A 3,700-nucleotide genomic window follows, 5' to 3' on the forward strand; every position below is an offset into this window, starting at 1 on the left:
ATCAATTAAGAGGTATTATCTCAACTGTAAATCAGTCCTCTAACAATGTATTAAGCTCGAGTGAAAATTTAAGTGCTGTTTCAGAAGAAACCCAAGCTTCCAGCGAACAAATAGCAACTGCCATCACTGAAATAGCGACGGGGGCTAGTCATGCTGCTGAAGACGCTGATAAGGCAAATCAATTATCTATTACACTTGGCGATGATATTCAGAGAGTATCAGACAAAACGAAAGAAATGTTAGTTCTTACTGAAGAAACGAATACTTTAAATACAAAAGGATTGCATCAAATACAGGAATTGCAAAACACAAATGAAGTCACAAATGGTTTTGTCACTTCTATGGGATCTGTTATTACGGAGTTAAATGAAAGAATTGCAACGATTGAAAAGGTAATGGAGACGATAACAGCTATTTCTACTCAAACCAATTTATTGGCATTAAATGCAAGTATTGAAGCTGCGAGAGCAGGAGAGCATGGAAAGGGATTTGCTGTTGTAGCGAATGAAGTTAAAACACTTGCAGAGCAATCTGTTTTAGCAACGGAAGATGTCAAAAAAATCGTTCAAGCTATTCAAGATAGTTCGAAAAAGGCAGTCGATGAAATGGATCAAACGGGTGAAATTTTCAATAAACAAGCAATGGTCATCCAGGATACGAACAATGCCTTTATACAAATCTCAACTTTAATTCAATCGATGGCTCAATCTATTGATGGTATAAGTGAGGACATCAAAAATGTGGCTAGTAACAAAGACCATGTACTAAATTCTATACAAGTTATGGCAGGGTTGGCGCAACAAACTGCTGCAGCTTGTGAGGAAGTAAATGCCTCAGCTGATGAACAAGCACGCTCTATTTATACAGTTGCCGAAGATGCAACTAATCTAACAACACTTAGTTATGAGCTTCAACAGGCAGTCAAGCACTTTAAAATTAAAGAAGAATAAATCGATGACAGGCACCCCATTTGGACATTTATCCATTTGTGGTGCCTATTACTGATTTTTTTATTATATTTTCAAAACTTTTTTACAGACAGCTGCGTCTTAGCATTGTCTTCAAAATTGATACGTATCAAGAGGAGTAATGACATGTTTTACAAAAAGAAAATAGAAAGAGATTTTATAACCTATGTAACAGAAAACCAACAAAGCTTATATCGATTTGCATATAGCTATGTTAAAAATCAACAAGATGCTTTAGATATCGTCCAAGAATCGATTCGAAAAGGGCTTTGTTCTATCCAGAATATTCAAGAATCAGCTGCTATAAAAAGCTGGTTTTATCGAATTATAATTAATACGTCAATAGATATGATTAGAAAGCGGAAGAGAGAGCAATTAGTAGAAGATGAAACGATTGAGTTTATGGCACATGGCAATGAAGACAGCTATGAGGATATGGATTTACGAGAAGCAGTTGAGGCATTACCTCATACATATCGAATGATCATTACTCTTCGTTTCTTTGAAGACCTTAAGATTGAGGAGATTGCTCATATTCTTGAAGAAAATCCAAATACCATAAAAACTCGATTATATCGCGCATTAAAACTGTTACGAATGGATCTGGATTCCAGTTACTCGGAGGGAAAAATACATGAATAAATTAGAAGAACTGAAAAAAGAATACCATAACATTGAAATTCCAGCAGAACTATCAAGTATTGTTGAACAAACGATTCGTCAACATAAGAAAAAAACACCAAAGAAAATCCTTATTGGAGTACTAGTTGCAGCGAGTTTGTTTATAGCTAGTGTTAATACAAGTTCAACGATCGCATATGCGCTTTCGGATGTACCAGTTGTAGGTAAACTTGTTAAATTAGTTACATTTAGAGAATATCACTTCAATGATGAAACCTATAACGCTAATTTGAAAGTACCAGCAGTCACTAATTTAGAAAACAAAGAGCTAGAGAAGAGCTTAAATGAGAAATATCTTCAAGAAAATGAAGAGCTATATAAAGAATTCCGTACGGAAATGGAAGAATTAAAGAAAAATGGTGGCGGGCATTTAGGCGTAAATAGTGGCTTTGAAGTGAAAACCGATAACGAAAGAATCCTATCGGTTGGAAGATATGTGGAAAATACAGTAGGGTCTTCTTCAACAACATTGAAGTATGACACGATTGATAAAAAAGATGAGATCCTAATCACTCTGCCAAGCCTTTTTAAGGATCATGATTATATTTCGGTTATTAGTGAAAATATTGAAAAACAAATGCAAGCTCAAATGAAGGCAGATTCTGACATCTTTTATTGGGTAAAAGGTGCGGGTGATGAAGAGCTAGTTGAACCGTTTAATCAAATTAAAAAAGATCAAAATTTCTATATTAATGAAAACGGAAAATTAATGATCTCATTTGATGAATATGAAGTGGCTCCAGGTTATATGGGAACTGTAGAATTTGAAATTCCAACAAAAGTGATTAAGAAGGAACTTGTTAGCAACGAATACATTAAATAAGTGATTAAAAAGGGTAGTGTCAGGAAAATGAGGGGTTACATTCAATGTGCTTTTTCTGACATTGCCCTTTTTTTGTTAAGTGTTCGGTTTGTGACTTATTGTACACGAATTTATATGGAACATATTTAGGATCATACTCAATAATTAATACTTGAAACACTTTTACTTTCGAGTTGAATTGTGCATATGAAAGCAAACTGTGATACTATTGCCTAGTCATCATTACCATGTAAAGAGGAGTTTTATTATGAACAAAACAGAAGTATACATAATTGGTGGTTTTTTGGGTAGTGGAAAGACAACTTTGTTGCAGCAAATTATGAAGCAAGAAAAGGAAGCCGGTAGACAAATTGCTGTACTATTGAACGAACTTGGAAGCATTTCCATTGATTCTGCAGTAATTGAAGAAGAAGGAGTTCCTTTTAAAGAGCTTTTTGATGGTTGCATTTGTTGTACAATTTCTGAGAAATTAGAAGGACAGCTACAGTCTTTATTATATGAGAATAAACTTGATGCCATATATATAGAAACAACTGGAGCAGCTCATCCAGTGGAAGTAGTAGATAGTATCATGTCACCGTTATTAGTAAATCAACTTGAATATAGAGGAATTGTAACAGTTGTTGATATCTCAAGATGGAAAGATAGAGAGCAATTCACCCCGCAAATCCGTCAATTAATGGTTGAACAACTTGTGCATGCAGATATGATTTTATTGAACAAAGTGGATCAAGTAAGTGAAGAGGAAAGTGCAAAGATATTGTTTGAAATTCAATCTTTAAACAATGAAGCACTATGTTTATTTACGAATCATAGTAAAGTTTTATTACGAGATTTTCAAGGAAGAAAAGTACGTAGTCAAGATGGGCATAAGTCGGCAAAACATAGTATTGCTCATCTACAGTTACAGACGATTGTTTATACGTTTGATAAGTCAATATCATATGAAAGCTTTGAGAATTGGTTAAGATCATTGCCTGATACAGTGTACAGAATTAAAGGGTATATAGGTTTTACGCATTCTCAATATCCGTTTTTATTTCAATACTCATATGGTACACCGGTTATGATACCAGAACTTATGAAAATGCCACTTAATATCGTCATTATTGGTCAAAATTTAGATAGAGATGCCATTGTGAAACAGCTGGAAAATCTATAAGAATGACATGAAGTATGTATAAAATAAAAAATCTGGAAAATACATAGGTATTTTCCAGATTTTTTA

General features: G+C 34.0%; 4 protein-coding genes. All 4 read left to right on the forward strand.

Features of this window, described 5'->3' with window-relative positions:
• Positions 1 to 950: methyl-accepting chemotaxis protein (locus V7014_RS24305; protein ID WP_335511201.1), on the forward strand; the 950-nt coding region annotated here is incomplete at its 5' end.
• 144 nt (positions 951 to 1,094) lie between these two features.
• The gene (locus tag V7014_RS24310) at positions 1,095 to 1,610 is read left to right on the forward strand and encodes an RNA polymerase sigma factor (protein ID WP_335511202.1); all 516 of its coding nucleotides are present in this window, start codon (positions 1,095 to 1,097) and stop codon (positions 1,608 to 1,610) included.
• Complete coding sequence (locus V7014_RS24315) at positions 1,603 to 2,472, forward strand: DUF3298 and DUF4163 domain-containing protein (protein WP_335511204.1); 870 nt, start codon at positions 1,603 to 1,605, stop codon at positions 2,470 to 2,472. Before V7014_RS24310 ends, V7014_RS24315 begins: the two co-directional genes overlap by 8 nt.
• A 247-nt stretch (positions 2,473 to 2,719) precedes the next feature.
• Positions 2,720 to 3,634, forward strand: coding sequence for a CobW family GTP-binding protein (locus tag V7014_RS24320; RefSeq protein ID WP_335511207.1), 915 nt, complete (start codon positions 2,720 to 2,722; stop codon positions 3,632 to 3,634).
• The last annotated feature ends 66 nt before the right edge of the window (positions 3,635 to 3,700 follow it).

It is taken from the genome of Bacillus sp. JJ722, assembly GCF_036963345.1.
GTDB lineage: Bacteria > Bacillota > Bacilli > Bacillales > DSM-1321 > Bacillus_AD.

Excerpts from the sequence above, each read along its gene's own strand:
- V7014_RS24315 (WP_335511204.1), top strand. The coding sequence starts at position 1,603 with ATGAATAAATTAGAAGAACTGAAAAAAGAATACCATAACATTGAAATT.
- V7014_RS24320 (WP_335511207.1), top strand. The coding sequence starts at position 2,720 with ATGAACAAAACAGAAGTATACATAATTGGTGGTTTTTTGGGTAGTGGA.
- V7014_RS24310 (WP_335511202.1), top strand. The coding sequence starts at position 1,095 with ATGTTTTACAAAAAGAAAATAGAAAGAGATTTTATAACCTATGTAACA.